General features: G+C 43.5%; 11 protein-coding genes and 4 pseudogenes. 10 read left to right on the forward strand and 5 right to left on the reverse strand.

Features of this window, described 5'->3' with window-relative positions:
* Positions 1-117: 117 nt before the first annotated feature.
* From EWV66_RS20115 to EWV66_RS20125, 3 genes and pseudogenes are all read left to right on the forward strand, one after another.
* A pseudogene (locus tag EWV66_RS20115) lies at positions 118-252 on the forward strand (IS30 family transposase); the annotation flags it as partial.
* 258 nt (positions 253-510) lie between these two features.
* Entirely contained in the window at positions 511-1,317 is an 807-nt protein-coding gene (locus EWV66_RS20120; protein ID WP_052276764.1) for an FkbM family methyltransferase, read from the forward strand.
* Positions 1,318-1,463: 146 nt separating this feature from the next.
* Positions 1,464-1,592: pseudogene (locus tag EWV66_RS20125) on the forward strand (transposase); the annotation flags it as partial.
* A gap of 164 nt (positions 1,593-1,756) precedes the next feature.
* Here EWV66_RS20125 and petD read toward each other — a convergent pair.
* Together petD and petB are read right to left on the reverse strand one after the other, a co-directional pair.
* A complete protein-coding gene (gene petD, locus EWV66_RS20130; protein WP_004267928.1) occupies positions 1,757-2,239 on the reverse strand; it encodes a cytochrome b6-f complex subunit IV in 483 nt (160 codons plus the stop codon).
* Positions 2,240-2,290: 51 nt separating this feature from the next.
* Complete coding sequence (gene petB / locus EWV66_RS20135; protein WP_002738970.1) at positions 2,291-2,959, reverse strand: cytochrome b6; 669 nt, start codon at positions 2,957-2,959, stop codon at positions 2,291-2,293.
* Positions 2,960-3,241: 282 nt separating this feature from the next.
* On the opposite strand from petB, the gene EWV66_RS24245 reads away from it, so the two are divergent.
* From EWV66_RS24245 to EWV66_RS20155, 5 genes are all read left to right on the forward strand, one after another.
* Positions 3,242-3,721 carry an IS607 family transposase gene (locus tag EWV66_RS24245; protein ID WP_002747192.1) on the forward strand — a complete coding sequence of 160 codons (480 nt, stop codon included), beginning with the start codon at positions 3,242-3,244 and terminating at the stop codon, positions 3,719-3,721.
* The gene (locus tag EWV66_RS20140) at positions 3,651-4,886 is read left to right on the forward strand and encodes an RNA-guided endonuclease InsQ/TnpB family protein (RefSeq protein WP_002747193.1); all 1,236 of its coding nucleotides are present in this window, start codon (positions 3,651-3,653) and stop codon (positions 4,884-4,886) included. Before EWV66_RS24245 ends, EWV66_RS20140 begins: the two co-directional genes overlap by 71 nt.
* Before the next feature lie 41 nt (positions 4,887-4,927).
* Entirely contained in the window at positions 4,928-6,364 is a 1,437-nt protein-coding gene (locus EWV66_RS20145) for a circularly permuted type 2 ATP-grasp protein (protein ID WP_052276761.1), read from the forward strand.
* Between the two features lie 68 nt (positions 6,365-6,432).
* Positions 6,433-7,434 (forward strand): alpha-E domain-containing protein, encoded by a 1,002-nt coding sequence (locus tag EWV66_RS20150; RefSeq protein WP_002785396.1) that lies wholly within the window; start codon positions 6,433-6,435, stop codon positions 7,432-7,434.
* Positions 7,434-8,300, forward strand: a complete 867-nt coding sequence (locus EWV66_RS20155; RefSeq protein ID WP_052276760.1) for a transglutaminase family protein — start codon at positions 7,434-7,436, stop codon at positions 8,298-8,300. Before EWV66_RS20150 ends, EWV66_RS20155 begins: the two co-directional genes overlap by 1 nt.
* Before the next feature lie 161 nt (positions 8,301-8,461).
* Here EWV66_RS20155 and EWV66_RS20160 read toward each other — a convergent pair whose 3' ends face one another.
* Positions 8,462-8,908 (reverse strand): PIN domain-containing protein, encoded by a 447-nt coding sequence (locus tag EWV66_RS20160; RefSeq protein ID WP_052276759.1) that lies wholly within the window; start codon positions 8,906-8,908, stop codon positions 8,462-8,464.
* On the reverse strand, positions 8,898-9,188 hold the full coding sequence (locus tag EWV66_RS20165; protein WP_052276758.1) for a ribbon-helix-helix domain-containing protein: 291 nt from the start codon (positions 9,186-9,188) through the stop codon (positions 8,898-8,900). The genes EWV66_RS20160 and EWV66_RS20165 overlap by 11 nt, the downstream gene beginning before the upstream one ends.
* Before the next feature lie 432 nt (positions 9,189-9,620).
* Here EWV66_RS20165 and EWV66_RS20170 point away from each other — a divergent pair, with 432 nt between their 5' ends.
* Positions 9,621-16,709, forward strand: coding sequence for a LamG-like jellyroll fold domain-containing protein (locus EWV66_RS20170; RefSeq protein WP_287107125.1), 7,089 nt, complete (start codon positions 9,621-9,623; stop codon positions 16,707-16,709).
* Positions 16,710-17,031: 322 nt separating this feature from the next.
* Positions 17,032-17,097 (forward strand): annotated as a pseudogene (locus tag EWV66_RS20175) (DUF29 domain-containing protein); the annotation flags it as partial.
* A gap of 50 nt (positions 17,098-17,147) precedes the next feature.
* Here EWV66_RS20175 and EWV66_RS20180 read toward each other — a convergent pair.
* Positions 17,148-18,113 (reverse strand): annotated as a pseudogene (locus EWV66_RS20180) (pentapeptide repeat-containing protein); the annotation flags it as partial.
* Between the last annotated feature and the right edge of the window lie 119 nt (positions 18,114-18,232).

Genomic DNA, 18,232 nt, shown 5'->3' on the forward strand with positions numbered 1-18,232 from the left:
GCAATCATAAAAAGCAAATCCCCAACATTTATCAAGCAATTATTTTTATTAGTAAATATTCTACACGACTCAGTCCAGATAAGCAAGATGGCTTACCACTACTACCGAATCACTACCAAAATTGTTAAGCCAGAGCAGGTGGAAATAGCCGTAAACTTGATTAACAATCGTCCTCGAAAATGTCTTGACTATCAGACCCCCAATGAGGTATTCTATAAAGGTAGATCAGATAGTGATGCAATTCAGACTTGAATTGGCCTTTTTATTAGAAAAAAAGTTAGCGATCACTTGTCAACCAAGAGTTTCAGAATCTGGATTCGGTTAGGGATTTCCGAAAGTCCCAGAAGAGCGCTAGAGCTAGTTCATTTGAGTCGTAAATCAAAACCCCCTGAAAGCCTTGTCCAGTAAGGGTACTATTCTACAATTCATTTGGGATTGCTATACACTGGCAAAACCTAATACTGGCACAACCTAAGTCTTGTCTCCAGGCGACCACGGAGAAAATCATCAATGAAAGAACTAATTATTCGGTTATTTCCAAACTCTATGCTTCAAGCAATACAAGACCTTTTGTATCGCCGAAAGCAGCTGTTTTCTAGTCCTTTGATTACCAAATATCCTGGGGATGACGCCTCTGTACTGCAGTGTTGTATTGCTTACAATAAATATGGTGGTTACTGTCTACCTTGGTCCTCAGTCCATAGACCAGCTGCCCAAACAATTCTGTCTGGTGAGGTCTGGGAACCGAAGACGATTGAAATTATTACTAAAAATTGTGGAACTGGCGATATAATCCATGCTGGGACATATTTTGGCGATTTTTTACCCGCCATTTCTCGGGCTTGTTCTTCTCATGCTAAAGTCTGGGCTTTTGAACCACACCCAGAAAATTATCGTTGTTCTGTCATCACAATTAATATTAATAGACTTGATAATGTGGAGATAGCTAATGCTGGCCTAGGTTTCCAAGAAGGTTCTATGTCAATGTTGATTACTGACCGAATTGGCCGAGCCCTTGGCGGGGGGAGTAAACTAATTAAATCGGATAGTCAATCTCAAGGACAAAGTGTTAGGGTTAAAGTCCTGAGAATAGACGATGTTATTTCTTCCGATAGGAACATATCAATCATACAGTTAGATGTAGAAGGTTTTGAACAACAAGCACTAGCAGGGGCGATGGAAACTATTAGACGGTGTAAACCAATGTTGATTTTGGAGAGTCTCCCAGATGAAGATTGGTTATCCGCGAACCTTTTTACTCTTGGGTATAAGGTCAAGGGAAAGGTTCATATCAACTCAGTTCTCTCAGTTGCTTAGGTAAGTACCTAAGCAAAATTAATTAGGCTCTTCGTTACTTGTTATGGTTCGATAGGGGGCATAAATCGACTAAATCCTTATCTGGCAAGAGACTTAATTGATTAGTTCGCTCTAGATCAAAAATAATTGACAAAAATCGCTAAAATTTCTACAATAAACCTTATTTTTGGACGGGGGCTTATTTTGTGGCTAGTTGTGGCGGCGTTACCGTCGAACAACTAAAAAAATACGTCGAGAACCAAAACTCCCCGAAAGTGGAAACGCTACCGCGTTAGTTTCATTCTGGTGGCGATTCATATCCCGTTAAACCGCGTAGCGGTTTAACGGGAGTCCTGTCGCTCCATTGAGATAGGAGAAATCAAAATTAAAATTGCCCACGATCGCTCTTCCAAAGTCAGGAATCACAAGCGTGGGCAAAAAACCGGTGAAGTTCAGTAACTTAGAACAAACCGAGAGTTAAAGATGTATCGATGGGGAAAGTGGCACCAATACCTAACCAAATCGTGACCACAGTACCAAATAGGAAGATAGCGGTAGCGACGGGACGACGGAAGGGATTTTGGAATTTATTGACGCTTTCAATAAAAGGAACTAACATCAAGCCTAGGGGAACGCCAGCCATGCAAGCGATACCTAGGAGTTTGTTAGGAAGAATGCGGAGAATTTGGAAAACGGGATAAAGATACCACTCTGGCAGAATTTCTAAGGGAGTAGCGAAAGGATCGGCAGGTTCACCAATCATGGTGGGATCCATAATCGCTAAACCGGTGCAGAGTCCGATCGTACCGAAGATAACCACCGGGAAGACATAGAGCAGATCGTTGGGCCAAGCGGGTTCACCGTAGTAGTTGTGACCCATACCTTTAGCCAACTTAGCGCGGAGAGCGGGATCGCTGAGATCGGGCTTTTTTAATGTGGACATGGATAATGTCTCCTAAAAATGATTTCGGATCGACAGAGATATTTTTCTGAATTATAGAGGCCCAGAAATGCCTTGTTTACGGATCATCAAGAAATGTAGCAACATGAAGACCGCGATCGACCAGGGTAGTACAAAAGTATGCAAGCTGTAGAAACGGGTTAAAGTTGCTTGACCGACGCTTTCGCTACCGCGCATCAGGGTGACGAGTTGATCACCGACGACGGGAATAGCAGCAGGTACACCGGAAACAATTTTAACCGCCCAGTAACCCACCTGATCCCAGGGCAAGGAGTAACCGGTGACACCGAAGCTAACGGTGATCACGGCCAGGACAACCCCAGTCACCCAGGTTAATTCGCGAGGTTTTTTGAAGCCACCGGTCAGATAGACGCGGAAAACGTGCAGGATCATCATTAAGACCATCATACTGGCGGACCAGCGATGGATAGAACGAATTAACCAACCAAAGTTAACTTCGTTCATGATGTACTGTACGGAGGAGAGGGCCTCTGCTACAGTGGGTTTGTAGTAGAAGGTCATGGCAAAACCAGTGGCAAACTGGATCACGAAGCACACAAGGGTGATACCACCCAGACAGTAGAAGATATTAACGTGGGGGGGAACGTATTTGGTGCTGATATCATCAGCGATCCCTTGAATTTCTAAGCGTTCCTCAAACCATTGATAGGCTTTAGAATCCGTTACTTGTTTGGTAAACATCGCGTAACCAGTAAGAAAAATGAAAGATTTAAGGTGTGACCTTTAAAAAATGTAACACAGTTTTCAGGGCTAATTCTCGCTCTTGTCAGGTTTCTCCACCGGTGGGGATCAATCAGCGATCGCCAGCCTCAAAAAACGTAACTTCCTAAAATTTCCCTTAAAATGTCTCCTAGACTACAAAAAATCGGGCTAATTGTCCGACACTGGGAATAGGTAAGGTTGACAGCTAGTTACTGATTTGCTCACATTGACCTACATACTCCACTATTTAGGCGAACGTTTGTGACCCTAAGAAAAGCCGTTGAGCTATGGGGATTACATCCCAATACATTAAGAGAATATGCCGATGAAGGGAAAATCAAAAGTATCAAAAACGAAGCAGGGCAACGATTATACGATGTCCAGTCTTACGTCAATGGTGCAGCTAGAGCTTCCCTTGTTTGCTACTGCCGAGTCAGTTCAATCAAGCAACGAGATGACCTTGAGAGACAAGTCAGCTTTATGCGCGGATTCTATCCAGAGGCAGAAATCATCAAAGACCTCGATAGTGGGCTTAACTTCCAAAGAAAAGGACTTAGAGCCATACTGGACAGATTATTGTGGGGAAATAAACTCACAATTGTTATGTCCACACTGGACAGATTATGCCGATTTAGATTCGAGCTTATACAGTATATGGTCGAACAAAACGGTGGCAAAATCTTGGTTCTCGACCAAACTGTTCACAGTCCCGAATCAGAACTTACAGCAGACTTGTTATAAATACTTCACATCTTCTCTTGCCGAATGTCCGGACTCAGGAAGTACGCTCAAAAAATCAAAGAAAGTGCGGATTTATCCAACAACAGAACAGAAGAAACTGATGAAACACTGGTGGGGAGTATCTCGGTTTGTCTTCAACCAAACCATTAAATATCTACAGGAACCAGATAGAAAAGCTAATTGGAAGGCTATCAAGACCGGAATCATTAATGATTTACCAGAATGGGCTAAAGAAGTCCCCTACCAGATTAAATCAATAGCAGTCAAAGACGCTTGTGAAGCCGTTCAAAATGCTCAAAGAAAATATCAAAAAACTGGGGAAATCCAGAAAGTAAAATTCCGTTCCCGTAAAGATAAACAGCAATCATGTTATATTCCTAAGTCAGCCATTTCAGAAAAAGGAATATATCACACAAAATTAGGGCAAATACGCTTCACCGAATCACTGCCCGACAATTTTGGGGATAGCCGATTAGTATCCAGAAATGGACAATACTATTTAGCTATTCCCCATGAGGTGCAACGATGCGAATCCGATAACCAAGGACGCATTGTCGCCCTAGACCCCGGTGTTAGAGATTTTCTGGCACTATTCTCGCCTAATAGTTTTGGCTCAATCGGGAGTCAGGATATAGGTAAAATCCAACGATTATGCTATCACCTTGATGATTTAATTTCTCGTTCTACCAAAGTTAATGCTAAAACCAGAAACCGTTATCGAAAAGCAGCTAATCGACTAAGAAATAAAATCAGGAATTTAGTAGATGAACTTCATCATCAAGTTGCTAGATTCCTAGTTGATAACTTTGATGTGATTCTTTTGCCTACTTTTGAAGTGTCAGAAATGGTTCTAAAAAATAGCAGGAAGATTCGCTCAAAATCTGTTAGACAGATGCTTAACTGGTCTCATTACCGATTTAAGCAATTTCTCAAGCATAAGGCTTTTGAGATGGGTAAATTAGTAATAGACTGCTGTGAAGCCTATACGTCGAAAACAGTTAGCTGGACTGGTGAATTAATACATAACTTAGGTGGAAAAAAAGTCATTAAATCCAAGATTGATGGCAAGACGATGGATAGAGATATTAATGGCGCACGAGGAATTTTTCTTCGTGCTTTGGGAGATACCCCCTCTTTAAGAGACTCTCTTAGAGTGCATTGTTAATGTATGTTAGCAAAAAAGTATCGGTATGAAATGAGGTCAGCGTGCTATTAAATACCTACGATCCCGAAGGCTTCTACGACGAACTATTCTTAGATGATGGTCAACCTCGTCCCCACTCGTCCCCTTTAATCAAATGGTTGCAGAATCTGCCGCCCCGAGAACTTCAACAACACCGGGAAACCGCTCAGTCGGCCCTGTTTGAATTGGGGGTGACTTTCAATGTCTATAGCGACAATCAAGGGGTAGAAAAAATCTTTCCTTTTGATATTATTCCCCGAATTGTCGCAGCTGAGGACTGGGATTATTTAGAAAGAGGCCTGAAACAACGCATCAAAGCCCTCAATCTTTTTCTCTCCGATATCTACAATGACCAGTTAATCATTAAAGATGGCATTATTCCCCCCGAACTAATCGCCTCGGCGACGGGATTTCTGAAACCCTGTGTGGGACTGAAACCCGCCGGAGGTATCTGGTGTCACATCACGGGAACCGATTTAGTCCGCGATAAAGATGGTCAATGGTACGTTTTAGAGGATAATTTGCGGGTTCCTTCCGGTATTTCCTATGTCCTGGAAAATCGTCGGGTAATGAAAAGCACCTTCCCCGATATTTTCCAGACAATGAATGTTAAACCGGTGGATGATTATCCTTCCCATCTGTTGGAAACTCTCCTTAATTTAGCCCCACCCCAATTACCTAATCCCACCGTAGTAGTTTTAACCCCCGGAACCTATAATTCTGCCTACTTTGAACATTCTTTTATCGCCCAACAAATGGGGGTAGAATTAGTGGAAGGGCGTGATTTAGTCGTCTTTGATGGTTATCTACAAATGAAAACCACCAAGGGATTAAGAAGGGTAGATGTGGTATATCGTCGCCTCGATGATGACTTTTTAGATCCGGCGGTTTTTCGTCCCGATTCGATGTTAGGTGTACCCGGATTATTAAAAGTTTTTCAGGAAGGCCGCGTCGCTTTAGCTAATGCTCCTGGTACGGGAGTCGCTGATGATAAGGTTATTTATGCTTTTGTCCCCGATATGATTCGTTATTATCTGGGAGAAGAAGCGCTTTTAAATAACGTTCCTACCTATCTTTGTTGGCGAGAAAAGGACTTAGATTATGTCTTAAATAATCTCGATAAGTTAGTTGTGAAAGCCGCCAATGAATCGGGAGGTTATGGGATGTTAGTTGGTTCCCAAGCTACCTCGAAAGAACGAGAAGAATTTGCCCCACGCATTGCCGCTAACCCTCGCAATTATATCGCTCAACCGGTGTTAAGTCTTTCTAGGGTTCCCACTTTAATTGACACGGAAGTTGAAGGTCGTCATGTGGATTTACGTCCCTATATTCTCCATCGTGGCGATGAAATTTATGTGCATCCCGGGGGGTTAACTCGCGTGGCTTTGAAAAAGGGTTCTTTAGTGGTTAATTCTTCTCAAGGTGGTGGCAGTAAGGACACTTGGGTTTTAACCAAGTAATCAGGACAATAATCAAAATTTTGGTGGGTTACTAACCCACCCTACCCTTTCCTTTTTCCCAGTTAATTATGCTTAGTAGAGTTGCTGATTCAATTTATTGGTTAAATCGCTATATTGAACGGGCAGAAAATGTCGCCCGGTTTATGGATGTTAACCTTAATTTAATGTTAGATGTACCTACCAGTGTTTTGCAACAGTGGGAACCTTTGGTTTTAACCACGGGAGATTTAGAACAATTCAAGAAACGTTACGGCACAGCCACCGCAGAAAATGTGATCAATTTCTTGACATTTGACACGGAATATAGTAATTCAATTATCTCTTGTTTGCGCTGGGCCAGAGAAAATGCTCGGTCAGTTCGTGAGATTATTTCTTCGGAAATGTGGGAACAGGTTAATGGTTTTTTCTTGATGGTAAAAGATGCTTCCTCTTACCATCCTCAAACTACTTTACCTAACTTTTTTACCCAAGTTAAATTGGCTAGTCACCGTTTTGCGGGGGTGATGGATGCAACGATGACTCATAATGAAGGTTGGCATTTTGGCGTTATGGGAAGATTACAGGAACGCGCCGATAAAACCGCCAGAATTCTTGATGTTAAATACTATTATCTCTTACCTTCCGCCCAATGGGTAGGAACTTCTCTAGACCAAATTCAATGGATTGCTTTACTGCGGTCCGTGAGTGCCTACGAAATGTATCGTAAATGTCAACGACGGATTACTCCTAGTGACGTGGCTGAATTTTTAATTCTTAACCGAGAATTTCCTCGTTCAATTCACTTTTGTCTGCGGGAATTAGACCACTGTTTGCATCAAGTTACAGGGACTCCTATAGGAACTTGGGGGAATTCGGTAGAAAGAAGTTTAGGGCGACTTTGTGCCGAAATGAGCTATCTAACTATCGAGGATATTATTGAAATGGGATTACATGAATTCCTCGACCATATTCAAAAAAGAGTTAATGATGTGGGAATAAAAATGACAGAAACTTTCTTCGTTTTTAATCCCGAACTTGCCCCACCTCTGCCAGTAAATAACTTTCAATATCAATCCCAATTAACAACTTAATGCGTTATCACATTCGGCATCAAACCAACTATTTCTATAATCAACCCGTGATTTTATCCCCCCATCTGCTGCGCTTGCGACCAAAATCCGATGGTGGGCAAACTTTGCGAGAGTTTACCCTCAAAATTAACCCAGAACCTTTAACAATAACTAATATTATCGACCTCGATGGTAATTCTTGTTTACAAATTTGGTTTAATCAACCGACGGAAGAATTATTGATTGATGTGGTGAGTGAAGTGGAAACCCATGGGGTTAATCCTTTTCAGTATTTGTTGGAACCTTGGGCGACCTGTTTACCCTTTGATTATCCCATTTCTCTCCACAGTCAATTACAACCCTACAGACAATTTTATGGGTTAAATAATGATCCTGATGTGGCAGCATTAGCCCAAGAAGTTATGCAGGAAACCGAGGGACAGGTGCTATCTTTCCTGTTTAATCTTAATGACAAAATTTACCGAAATTGTCAGCAAATTATTCGTATTACCGGGGAACCCTATCTACCCGGAAACACTTGGAAAAATAAGCAGGGTTCCTGTCGCGATTTTGTGGTTTTATTTATGGATGTGTGTCGCTGTGTGGGATTGGCTTCCCGTTTTGTCAGTGGCTATCAAGAAGGAGATTTAGACCAAGAAGAAAGACATTTACACGCTTGGGTGGAGGTGTATTTGCCGGGGGGCGGCTGGAAAGGCTATGATCCTAGCCATGGATTAGCGGTGAGTGACCGTCATATAAGCCTCGTTTCTAGTCCAATTCCCCGTTATTGCGCGCCGGTAGAGGGAAATGCTCGACCGGTTAATCTCGGTCATCAAGTGATAGAATCTCAGCTATCATCGACAATTGCAATCGATTTGTTATCTTGAGGATGATTGTTTATGGGTCAAGGATTTGGCACAGCAACAAGGCGAAAAGTTTTGGGAGCGGGGCATAAATCCCCGTTACAAAAACGGCCGACCGCCTCCTGCCTTCGTTAAGAAGCCGCCGCCCTCGCCTTCTTGGGAATCTTGGCGAAACTACAGCTATCTTACCCAAAAGAAAGTCTGCCGCCATCGTTCAGGGGGTTGACGAAATGAATTCCCTCAATGGTAGCCCCGGAATTAAAATCCTCGCTATAGACCGTGGTGATTTGATTTAAGCGAGCGGTCGCCCAGATCTGGGCATCCCAGTAGGAAAACTGGTAACTTTCTACTCCACGGGTGGCTTCCAGAACGATCAACTCGGTAATCGGAACTACCTCACAGGCTATTAGATATTGACGGATGCGGGCCAGAGCTTCTTCCTGGGTTAGCAGGGGGCGACGGCTGCGGGTGACGGACTGAAAGAATTCTCCCATCACCTGCGGACTGATGACAGCGCGGGTGGTGCGGATCAGGTCATCGACAACGGTTAATGCCCGTTCCCGTTTGCTTTTCTCGGCGATATCGTAGAGATAGACCAGAATATTGGTATCGAGCAGGACTCTATCGTTCATAGAGATCCTCCCTTCGCCAATCCCTTTTACCCGGTTGTGATGGGCGGTTTTCGAGACCGGCGATAAAGGCCTTTTCTCGCTCCCAAGCGCTCAAGTTCGGGGTAGGAGATTTGACGGAAATTATGTGTTGGTCGATCGCCTGTCGGATGATCTCGGCCTCGCTCAGTCCCGTCTGTCGGGCCTTCTCTTTCAGTAAATTATTCTGCTCGGCTTCGATATAAATTTGCTTGCGGATTTTGCTGACCATAGCCAGTTTAATTATATACATTACATCATACATTACTATAACCGTCGTGAATCGTAATCGCCAGTTTTTTTATATATGAGTCAGTTTTGTTGGTAAATGCGCGGCTCTTCTCGACTTTGTGTGATAATTTTTGCTTATGGAATCGTGAAATGCTTATCAGGCAAGACTTTTAGTGCTATTTGGCGGAATAAACTATCAGTATAGACCTCGTTTCCACACATTTCTCCTTCATCTCCCTCCTGAACGGTTAAAAGTGAAGATTTGCAACAAATATGAATCGGGCGGATAATCGGTAATTATGATTACGGATGGCTGGCGGATTAAAGGTAAAAGTCAAGGAAACTTTCCTGAATAATCCGTAGTTATCCCGGAACCCAAAGGCCGATTAGGCTAGATGGCCGGGGATAGTGCGGTCATCGTTTTTGTTTTGTCGGATCTGTAAACCAACTAACTGAAAAGACGCTTATGTACCTACTCAAAGACAAACTACAACATATTAGTACGATTACCCACGAGAGCAAGATAGTGGTGTTCGCCACCGATGCCGAGGGGAAAATTTCCTACACAGTCAAGCAAGATGGGTTTGAAGATAGCTACCTCAACACCCCCGCCGACCAAAGAACCGGCTGGGAAAACTGGAAAACTCTAGAATTCCCCGATGAAGCTGATGACCAGTCGGTAATTGAGAAAGAAAAAGCCGAACTGACTCACCAACAAAATCCCAGTCAATATCTCCTCAAATCCCTTTACAAAACCGAAAATATAACCGCAGTTGCGCCAGTACAAGTCATTGCCGCCCTGGAACATATTTACGTTTTTCGTCAGTCCAAATCTAACACGCTATTAGTGGACCGATTTGTGTTAGACGGCATGACCAATAAGCTGAACCGCAAGCTAGAAGTTCGGTTTAAGCGGAGTAAGCAGAAACACACCCCCACGAAAAATATGAAACGGGGGTCTAGTGGACTGATTGATATTGATACCTTAGACTTTCGTGATGCCAACGGTAGCTTTTTCTATGAACCCACTACCGAATTAAGTTTAGTCAATAACCTGCATAAGGGCTGGTTTTCCGTGGTGTTGGTTCCCACCATTGAAAATGATGTTTATCGCTGGCATATTTTCGCCTACAACAGCCAAACCCAGAAAGTGGAAGTAACCACCATTCGCGCCTCGGAAGAAGGACTATTTGAGGTTAAAGATTACACCGTTTTTGAAGAATCAAAGGATAGCCTAGTTCCCCGAAAAATTCCGGGGGTGATTAAGCGGACTTTAGACATTAAGGATGTGACAGTCACCGACGGTTTATCGGCCACTAAATACGATTTGCAACAGGCCCAGCAAACCCAGTCTGGGGAAGAACAACTGTTGAAAACTGCCACGCGATTAATGTTAGCAATTCCCACCGATAAAGGGGCGGCCGTTTTCAGTTTTGCCATCGCCGGGGATGGTACTTTAGGAGAAATTAACAAAAACCCCGATAGCAAGATTATTCGCAGTCGTCAGCGAGAAGTTTTGTTGCCCTTAAACACCTTAGATGAAATTAAAGCAATTGGTGACACAACCCCTCCTCCCCAAGGAATTATTAGCGGATTCGCCGCAGGAACTGATGAGGAAGATATCGAAGATTTAGTTAAAATATCCACCGATGGCGGCGCTTCAAAATTAGCCAATTACGACTTAGTAAAAATCAGCGGCACCAGTGATTATCAAGGGTTGTATCGGACGATTAAAGTAGATCAAGATACGTTTGATATTGACATCCCCTTGGATCGCGGATTAGGTTATTGGGAAAGAGAAGACCAAGAAGAAGGTGGTTTGATTTTTGATGGCATGATTACCGCTTATCAAAAAACTGCCGAGGGCAAATTACGAGTCACCTGTGCTAATCATGGTTTGGAAAATGGCGATCAAGTCCAAATTACCGGCACAGAAGACTACAAAGACAGCTACCCCGTGCGAAGAATTGATGACACCCATTTTGTCATTGAACGCAAATGGGCAATCGGAGAGGCTGTCAATGTGAAATTGGTGTCCCAAAAGCGACGGGGGATCGTGTTTGATGGCGTGGATGATTATATTCAACTGGCGCAACCACTGCCGATTTTTTCCAGTTCATTCACGATTTCTATGTGGGTAAAAGTTCCCGCAAATTCCAACCGAGGTGTCTTGCTAGGAGACTATCAACTACCGAAGTCAATTGACGTTAATTTTGAAGTTTCGGCCGAGGGGAAACTACGGTTTTTCTGGGGTGGTGAACAGAGTCTAGTTGGAGCCAAAGATTTAAGAGACAATCAATGGCATTTTATCAGCTTTGTCAGAGATCGGGAAAACAAAAAGATATCAGGCTACATTGATGGTGTGCTTGATTTTGAATATTCTGGAGCAGTTTCTGATAAGCAGGCTGTAATTGCTCACAGAATCGGGCGTGATAGTCGGGAAGGAGTCATTAATTTTGAAGGGCAAATTGCAGATCTCCGTGTTTGGAAAACAGCCCGGACTGCCGAAGACATTAAAAATAGTATGTACCTACAACTGACAGGAAAAGAAGTCGGTTTAGTGGGGTATTGGCGCTTAGGTGGTATCTCCGAAGGCAAAGTAGTTGACTTTTCTGTGAACGGCAATGACGGCACTGTCTATGGTGAACCGTATGTCAGTGCGGCAACTCTCAACCGCAATCTTGGCGGAGGAACCACAGCAGTTAAATATAGCAATTCTGAGCTATTTGCTGTCAGCGAACGGGCAACTTATGAGGAAAGTTTTGAGTTTAAAGTTAACTCAGCCAATCCGGTTAATTTAGCCTATCTAGACAATGCCGATGGTAAAAATATTGGCACCAAGATATTTACCTTTTCCTATTGGGGAAAAACCAGCCGCAGTGCGGAAGAGACAAAGACCATTTCGGCGGTACAAAACAAGTTTGAAGACTTGGGGAATGGCTGGTATCGCGCTTCCTGTAATGTGACAATTCCCGATGAAGTGAGTCTGTTACGTTCTTTTGAAATTGCCAAAGTTCAAGGAGATTGGCAATCGCTGGAAATTCGCAAACACCGCATTCGCCTCTTGTCCGATAGTATTACGGAAGCGAAATACACAGATGGTGTGACTTTGGCAACTTTGGTGGATGACCATGCCACCTTAGCGGCGAAGTTGAAAGAACTGGAGTTGAAAGAGAAGCAGGAAATTGTTCTGCTCAAAGAAAAACGAGAGTTAGAATCCAAAATTGCTGCCTACAATGCTCAGGCTGCGACTAGAGCAGAGATTCAGAAATTAGAGAGTAAAATTGCCGCACTGACAATTGAAGAGCAAACTCTTAAATCTGCGTATCAGAATGCAGTTAATAGCCCATTTAACTACTTTTGCAAAATCAAAGCTGCCGGTGAGACCAGCAATTGCTATGGCAAAGGTATCTACATCTATGCCCAACGTAACACAGATCAAATATGTGGATATAATGCAGTCCAAGATCAATGGGAGTTTATTCATAAGGGAGGCAATGTTTATCTCATCAAAGCCGCAGGTGAGACCAGCAATTCCTATGGCAAAAATATCTATATCTATGCCCAACGCCACACAGATCGAATATGTGGATACACCGCAGATCAGTGGGAGTTTATTCATAAGGGAGGTAATGTTTATACCATCAAAGCCGCAGGTGAGACTAGCAATTGCTATGGCAAAAATATCTATATCTATGCCCAACGCCACACAGATCGAATATGTGGATACATAGTCCCAGATCAATGGGAGTTAATTAAATGCGCTTCCTCAAATACTAATATTGATCGTGCTAAAAAAGATTGGGAGCTTAAGACACAAGAACTGCAATTAGCAAAGAATGAGTTACAAAGACTTCAAAAAATATTAATTGCTACTCCTGCGGATAAAGCTGCTTGGGATGCGCGTCTGGCACAAGTGATTGCTTTAATCACTGCGCTTCAAACAGAGTTAAATACCCTGAACACTGACTTCCTGAATGCTGTCAAAAACACCCAGGCAAAGCCCCAAACTATGCCCGAAGTGGCTAAAGATAGCAAGGGGTTAGTGACTCAAGGAGCGTTACTTGGTTTTGTCCAATCTGCCAGCCGCCTCAATGCCATTGAAACTTGTGAAGGCAATGTCCAATTGAGTTATTTAGACAGGGAAGGACGGATGCGGCAAACGAACTATGATGCTACCGCAGATGGAAAAAATATCGCCTTTGAACAGTGGATTCCCGATGCTCAACGGGCTTGTTTGAACTTTAGCAACAGCAATAGTGTCGTTAAGGTAAATCAAGCCTTGTATCTTACCCCAGACTGGAGTATTGAAGCTTGGTTTGTTTATCCATTACCAGAAACGGCAGAATGGAATACTTTAATCCGAGGCAAAGATGCGGATCATCACATCCTGGTCAGAAATCGTAAACAGTTAGGGATTTATCTGACCAATGATTCTTTGGGGCAGAACTTTTACGATAGCGGTTTCAATATGGAGTTGTTAACCGAGGGATGGCATCATCTCACTGCTGTCGGTCGCGGAGATACTACTCTGTTTTATATTGATGGCAAAAAAGTGGGTGATGTGAAAGCAAAAGCCCTAAAAGATGCGGAAGAGAATCTGAATAAAAACCCCAACGATGCTGCCGCCAAGAAAAAGGTTGAAGACATTAAGAAAGCTAGTCTGAAATCTAATAGCCATGTTTATGCGATCGCGAACAATCATTTAGCTATTAATCAGTCTCCTGATTATTCGATGATGAAGTTTGATGGGGTAAATGATTGTGTATCTTTACCGGAAATCAACTATGACTTATCTAAAGGAATGTCGGTGGAAGCTTGGGTATGGTATGACAGTTTCCAATCTTGGTCCAGAATTATTGACTTTGGTAATGGCGCTGCTAATGAAAATATCCTGCTTTGCAATGAAGGATCATCTAACACACTACGCTTTGGCATATATCGGCAATCCACCGAACAGCTAGTTGCGGCAACAGGTGCATTAGAAACAAAAAAATGGATTCACCTAGCCGCAACCATCGATGCTTCAGGAATGGCAACCCTTTATAAAAATGGTGAGCGGATTCAAACAGGCAGAGTGCATCTTCCAAATAATCTGAGACGGACTATTAACTATATTGGCAGAAGTAACTGGTCTAGTGACAGATTTTTTCATGGCCAAATTACCGATGTCCGCATCTGGAATACAGCCCGCACCCAAGCAGAAATTAAGGCTAATATGTCTCGACGCCTTAGTGGAAAAGAAGCGAATTTAGTGGCTTACTATCCCCTGAATAAGCTCGAAGGAGGTAAAGTTTTAGACCTAGTGGCTAATAATCATGGCACTGTGGTGGAAGCCAACATTGTGAAGGATCAAACCCTATCTATTGCCCCCTTCATCCGAGGTGAGCAGTTCGGTAAATTGGCAGAGGTGCGTGTTTGGGGAGTTGCCCTAAGTGATGATGAAATTGCTGTCAACAGCACCCTACTTCTGAGTGGCAACGAACCAGGTTTGTTGGCTTACTACCCCATGAGTGAAGCCACAGGAGTGGAAGTGCGCGACCATTCCGGTAATGGCTATAATGCCACGGTATCCGGGGCAAATTGGTGGGGTTGTACGGCACCCATTGGCAAAATTGACAATGATAATAATACCCCACCCATTGGTAGCGATGCCCTAGTTTCTGCTGAGTACAGCAGCGTGACTGTAGAATCATCCACGAAAACCAAGGTGGCCATCATGCGGCGCTTCTTTGCTTATCCTGCTACTAATGGAGTCACCCTGCTACCAGATAAGCGGATTGAAACCTTAGAACTTAAATGGATTGGTAACGCCCAATTTGCTCCCACTTTGTTGGGGTATATTGAGGGTCCACCCCCCGTACCCAGTGAAAACCTAACCTTGTCAGACGATTACAACGGTGCAACTTCTGTGGAATTAACCATGTCTGAAGATGTCGAGTTTAGCTGGAACCGATCGCAAGATAGCGGTTTGGGTGGAAGTATAGAAGCTTTTGCTGGATTAGATGATGAAGTCGAGGGAGGGGTTGTAGTTTCCAAAAGGATTGCCAAATTCCGTGCGGGTTACAAAGCCAACTTTGACTTCAGCTACCAATTCCAGAATGAGAGTAGTATCACCTCCAGTTCATCCCTGAGCATGACCGATAAACTGGAACTACGCGGCACACCAGAAGAAAGCACTAAGTTCCCCCATTTGGGGACACGATTTATTCCCAAAAACATTGGCTATGCGTTGGTTGTTTCTGCATTGGCAGATGTGTTTGTCACCCGACTGGCCCGCACTGGCAAAATGGTGGGCTACCAAGTGCAGCCGGTAGATGGCATTCCTCCAGATGTCAACACCATCACCTTTTTGATGAATCCTGCCTACACGATGAACGGTAGCTTGGATGGGATGACTGGCAGCATTGCCACAAGCGATCGCTTCTTCAAGCACGTTCCCGAAATGCGTAGCCAGTACGGTTCTCTCTATCCCGCTAGTTACTATCGCCTGAAAGAGGCTTATGAATTAAAACGCCAAATTGAAGCGGAAGATAAACGCCGAGAATCTTACTTTTCTAACTTTGATGTGCGTTTAGTCGATGAACTCTCTTTAGATCGGAATATCGATAGTGGTCAGGGACCAAGCACTATTGGGCTACAACGGGAAGAAGATAAACCCAGCACTCAGATGAGTGATGAGGAGAAGAAAAAGGCTGAGGAGGAAAAACTTCAGGAGGAAAAAGCTGAAGCCGCAGCAAAAACCAAGCAGCAAGAAACCGCTTCCCAGCAGAAACAAGCAGAAATTCAAAGCAAAATTGCCGACCAAGAGAAACGAGTCCAAGCAACGAACAGTTTTGCTGGTTGGCAAAAACGGATGGAAAGTTTGCAAATTCGGGCTGGCAAACGCAACATCGTCAATACCTACGTTTGGGATGCTGATGGGGGCTTGCGAACGGAGCAACAAAGCTTTGCGAATACGGTAGAGCATACCATTGGTGGCTCTTTTAGCATGAATGCAAGTTTGGGAGGAGAAGCGAATGTTGGTGTAGCTGGTGCTATGTTTGAATTGTCCGCCCTAGCCACTGTTAACCTCACCCAAACCATGAGCAAAACTGAAGCTCGGAGTAAGGGTTTTGAGTTGAGTGTAGATCTGAGTGGTTTAGAGTATAAAGGCATTACCGACTACAACGATCGCCCGATTATGCCTGGGGAAAAAGTAGATCGCTATCGCTTTATGAGTTTCTACCTCGAAGGCAGTACCAATCACTTCCACGACTTCTTTAACTATGTCGTCGATCCTGAATGGTTACGCAGTAATGATGAGGAAGCGGTGGCTTTGCGTCAGGCCCAAGCAGGTAAACCCAATAAAGCCTGGCGGGTACTGCACCGGGTTACTTATGTGGAACGTCCGGCATTGATGGGCTTTGGTCGGGATGTGCGTAAATTACGCGCTGCTGCGGCAGTCAGTGACAATCAAGCACTGTTGGATAAGATTGCTAAATTGGAGGAAGAAAACCAAAAACTTGAGAAGAAACTGGATACTATCATCAGTTTGTTGAAAGGGCAGAAATAATTGCTCATTAGGATCTGCCAAATAAATCTCAAATTAGGTGCAAGGTTTTGAGCAAAATGTGGTTCAAAAACCTTGCATTTTTATTGTAATATTTCTTAATAGACGGGGATGGAGTATATTTGCTAGAATGGCAGTCATATAGATAGAAAAAGTTCCTAACAGTCATTCTCCTCTGCAAGAAAAGGCCTTAGATTTATTAGGGGTTTCCTTGATTTGTACCCAGTAACGGGATAGGAGAAATTCTCTTAATCCCTCATTTAGGTTTATTCAGCTGGCCTTAGATAGAAAGGCATTTAAGTAATTTTCTATGGAGAGTTAAATTATGTCGTCAACTGCCTACGAAACTGATTATAATCAATGGCTAAAAGAGACGGTAAAACAGTTACGAGGATGCTATAGCCCTAACTAGAACTGCGCTAAAGCGCAACTACAAACCTATCAGAAGCCTAATGTTTTCAAAATTATCGGTAAGGCTTTTTGACAGGCTTGGGCAAGTTTGCTGGCAGGTTCCAAAGCTTTAGCAATTGTTTCGAGAAAATTAACCGCTCGTTGGGCTTTCTTTTGTAGTCCGGCATCATCAGGATTTTGACTAGCTTGGGCAATCTTTTTCACTTGGTTGGCGGCTTCGGCTTTTTCTTCTTCATCTAAATGGCTGTCAATTTCAATCGCCTGGGTTAGTTCTTGCAGTAAAGCTTTAAGTTGGGCATTTTCTGGGGAAGCATCGGCTGCAATTTGGTTAATGGTATTAGTTACATCGCCGATGATTTCGCCGAAATTGACGGCGGAATTATTAATATCGCGGATGGTAATATTTGGGGAACTGTCGTTACTGTGGCTCATGGCTTTTGCTTCTACATGGATGGGACGGTTGGCGAGGGTTTTGGTAATTTCCATCATATCAACACTTTGTTGGCGATAGATGGCAATTTCTGTCTCTTTGGCGGTGAGTTGTGCCTTATATTGGGCTTCAATGGCTGCGAGTTGTAGTTGATAATTTTGGTTAAATTCTTGATGAATTTTCTCTTTATCAGTGTCGGACGGTACATGGACTTTTACCACTATCACGCCATCTCCTTTATTGGCAATGCTCTGTACCTGAAGCGGCGTGTCTTCGTTCTGCACTTGCACTTCTTTTAAGGCGGCAATGAAGGCTTTCCAATCTACCCCATTGCGGAAAATCAGGTCAACGGTGTCGAACATTTCGGCAAATAATTTAGTAAATTCACCGGGTTGAAATTCGCCACTGCTGGGGCGGCGCTCTTTCTGCCCATTAAGCAAGTAAATATACTGGCAGTCCACCTCATCCAGTTGGGTGGTGGCATCAATATTCCAATTTTCCACGCAAGCACCCGTCAGGGTAGCATGGCGCAAATCTGCATTGACGGCGTTGACTTCGGTGAGGTGGGGAGCATCTCACCTTTGCAATAAGTAGAAATGCTTAATGAGATCAATAAAAAAGTTAAAAAAGGCAACCATTTAGATAAGCACAGCGATGACGAAGGACTTGCGGTACATTACAAGAT

Origin of the sequence: Microcystis sp. M_OC_Ca_00000000_C217Col, assembly GCF_007095585.1 — a bacterium.
Lineage (GTDB): Bacteria > Cyanobacteriota > Cyanobacteriia > Cyanobacteriales > Microcystaceae > Microcystis > Microcystis panniformis.

Excerpts from the sequence above, each read along its gene's own strand:
- EWV66_RS20120 (WP_052276764.1), top strand. The coding sequence starts at position 511 with ATGAAAGAACTAATTATTCGGTTATTTCCAAACTCTATGCTTCAAGCA.
- petD (WP_004267928.1), bottom strand. The coding sequence starts at position 2,239 with ATGTCCACATTAAAAAAGCCCGATCTCAGCGATCCCGCTCTCCGCGCT.
- petB (WP_002738970.1), bottom strand. The coding sequence starts at position 2,959 with ATGTTTACCAAACAAGTAACGGATTCTAAAGCCTATCAATGGTTTGAG.
- EWV66_RS20150 (WP_002785396.1), top strand. The coding sequence starts at position 6,433 with ATGCTTAGTAGAGTTGCTGATTCAATTTATTGGTTAAATCGCTATATT.
- EWV66_RS20155 (WP_052276760.1), top strand. The coding sequence starts at position 7,434 with ATGCGTTATCACATTCGGCATCAAACCAACTATTTCTATAATCAACCC.
- EWV66_RS20160 (WP_052276759.1), bottom strand. The coding sequence starts at position 8,908 with ATGAACGATAGAGTCCTGCTCGATACCAATATTCTGGTCTATCTCTAC.
- EWV66_RS20165 (WP_052276758.1), bottom strand. The coding sequence starts at position 9,188 with ATGTATGATGTAATGTATATAATTAAACTGGCTATGGTCAGCAAAATC.
- EWV66_RS20170 (WP_287107125.1), top strand. The coding sequence starts at position 9,621 with ATGTACCTACTCAAAGACAAACTACAACATATTAGTACGATTACCCAC.